At 52.0% G+C, this 2,554-nt stretch carries 2 protein-coding genes; one reads left to right on the top strand and one right to left on the bottom strand.

Annotated features, from left to right (window positions below):
• Nucleotides 1–396: molybdopterin-dependent oxidoreductase (locus B2Z72_RS02220; RefSeq protein ID WP_297004082.1), on the bottom strand; the 396-nt coding region annotated here is incomplete at its 3' end.
• A gap of 450 nt (nucleotides 397–846) precedes the next feature.
• Here B2Z72_RS02220 and B2Z72_RS02215 point away from each other — a divergent pair.
• A complete protein-coding gene (locus tag B2Z72_RS02215) occupies nucleotides 847–2,196 on the top strand; it encodes a GGDEF domain-containing response regulator (protein WP_296982642.1) in 1,350 nt (449 codons plus the stop codon).
• Nucleotides 2,197–2,554: the final 358 nt, after the last annotated feature.

Raw genomic sequence — 2,554 nt, 5'->3', positions numbered from 1 at the left:
CTTATTGGCGACGTAATAGTCCTCAGTCAGCAGCTGACCGGCGCCGTAAAAGGCAACCGCTTCCGGTCCATGGGTGTTGAGCACCTGCTGGAGTTTATCGCTGATCAGATCCAGGCTGCGCTCCCAGCTGATGTTTTTAAATCCATCGCCGGTTTTAATGGAGGGCAACAACAGGCGGCCTTCAGCGGATAATGTTTCCTGCAAAGCAGAGCCTTTGACGCACAGGCGTCCGAGGTTTGCCGGATGATTTGCGGTGCCGCTGACAGGCATAACCTCATTCTCTGCAGAAACGGCGGTCACGCCACAGCCAACGCCACAGTAGGGGCAGGTTGTTTCAGTCTGCTGCCAGTCTTCGCCGGGAAGTTCCTGATCTGAATATACGGTTTTGATTGCCATGGCTTTTAAACATCCAAAAAAAAAGCGCTCACAGGTAACCCTGTGAGCGCCAATGCTCTGTTTTGCACAACACGATAATGTCTGGCATCAGCACTGATGCCGTAAAAGCAGCAGGAAGGTTTTGCCGCTTCGACAATTCTTACTATACAAAAGCGGTGCCAACTTTATTAAGCGGCAATCTGGTTGTTGTTTAAGGGGTTTCAGCCGCGAGATCGGCAGTTTTACGGTTGTTTCCGCATTCTTTTGGTGCGGGTGGTGATGGGTGTGTCTTGTTAGTGCGCAAATTCCAGACTGGGGATGTGACGGCTGGTGTGGCTGCGGCTACCGAACGGGAGTGATTCTGATCAACAGATCAGCCACTATTTTCTGCTAATGACGATCTGATCAAAATTAACCGGTCAAAATTTCGTAGAGCGTCTAGACTTTCACTGTCGATCAGAGGGGAGTTTAATGAAAGACAGGCCGAAAAAATCAGACGCTATTGCGGGTTTCCGTGATGCTAACTTAGTGCAGCGCAGTATCCGCTACTTCGAAGGCGGTTCTGGTGCGATGGTCCTGATCTTTGCCAGCTCCAGCTTTGATGAGCGGCTTTACCGTATGATTGAAGAGGCCGGCTTTAAGGTGAAAATCGTGGAGTCGGTATCGCATCTGCTCACCCACGATAATGCCAACGCCTGTGCGCTGATCGTTAATCTGGATACCCTTAATGAAAAACAGCGGACCCGGATGGAGCAGCTTGCGCGGCAAGGGAACAGCCTGCCGGTGATCGCAATCAGCTCGGAATACGGTCTGGCTGAGCGCCTTATTGCTATCCGCATGGGGGCAACCGCATTTATTGAAACGCCGGTGAACTGTGAGGACGTGGTCAAAGAGCTGGTGGCACTGACTGAGCGCTTCAGCTCCGATCCTTATCAGGTTCTGGTCATTGATGATCAGCCTTCGGTAATGACATTTCTTAAAAGTACTCTTGAGCACCATGGCTTCGTGGTACACGGTATTACTGATCCGGCTCAGCAGTTAATGACTTTCCTGCAGCAGCATACGCCGGATCTTATTCTGCTCGATCTTTATATGCCTGGTATCAATGGTCAGGAATTGGCCGGCGTGATACGCCAGCTCGATAATCTGATCAGTGTGCCGATGATTTTTCTATCCAATGAACTCAGTTCCGATGTCCAGATCCGCGCTATGTGCACCGGAGCGGATGCCTTTCTGACCAAGCCTGTAGAAGAAAAAGCGCTGCTGTATGCTGTGGAATCCCGCATCCGTCGCGGACGGGAAGTACGCAATCTGGTGACTCGTGACCCTTTATCTTCCCTGTTAAACCGCCGCGAAATCCTCCGTCGCCTTGATGAAGAAGTGGTGCGCTGTCAGCGCTACGGCAATCGTCTTTGTCTGGCTCTGCTCGATCTTGATCACTTCAAACGCGTGAATGATGAATTCGGGCATGAAATGGGGGATCGTGTCATCCGCCATTTCTCCATGCTGCTGCGCGATAATCTGCGCGAAGGGGATATTATCGGCCGTCAGGGAGGTGAGGAGTTTCTGGTCGTCTTTCCGGAAACTGTACTGCCGGTTGCCATCAGCGTGATGGAGCGGCTGGCGACAAAGCTCGACGCCAATCCGGTTGCCGAGCATCTGCGCTATACCTTTTCTGCCGGTCTGGTGAGGGCGCTGCCGGGTATTCCGGCGGAGCGCCTTCTGCACTCTGCTGATATGGCCCTTTATCAGGCCAAGTCAGAAGGCCGTAACCGAATCACATGCGTCAGTGAGGAGCAGGCTGCCAGGAGCAGCGCCTGATTCTGTCGTACTTATGATGTATTTCTGTTCTGTAATCCTCTTTCTCTGGCGCCCGTTCTGCCGGGCTGTTGTGTCGGCCTGTTCTTTATTTGGGTAATGAGGTCGCGGTTGTGGTCGGTGGCTGTGGTCGGCGGCGATACACCGGATTTGCCCCTTCTTGTAATTACTTCCTGTCCGAATACGGCAGATCTTATTCCTGTTTTATTTTGGTGCGTCACTGATTGTGAATGGTGCAATAGTTACCCGGAGAGTGGGGTGGGCAGCTCTTATTTTTCTGTCGGAGTGAATCACACATCAGTGTTCATGGGGGCTGCAGGCGGGTTTTATCTCGGTGGTGATTTTGGCATCAGGTTTGCTA

This window comes from Thalassolituus sp. UBA6592, from assembly GCF_002433655.1.
Classification (GTDB): Bacteria; Pseudomonadota; Gammaproteobacteria; order Pseudomonadales; family Oceanobacteraceae; genus Venatoribacter.
Note: the sequence above shows the minus strand (reverse complement) of the source record. Positions and strands in the feature narration are given on the sequence as shown.

Coding starts and splice junctions, on each gene's coding strand:
- B2Z72_RS02215 (WP_296982642.1), top strand. CDS start 847: ATGAAAGACAGGCCGAAAAAATCAGACGCTATTGCGGGTTTCCGTGAT.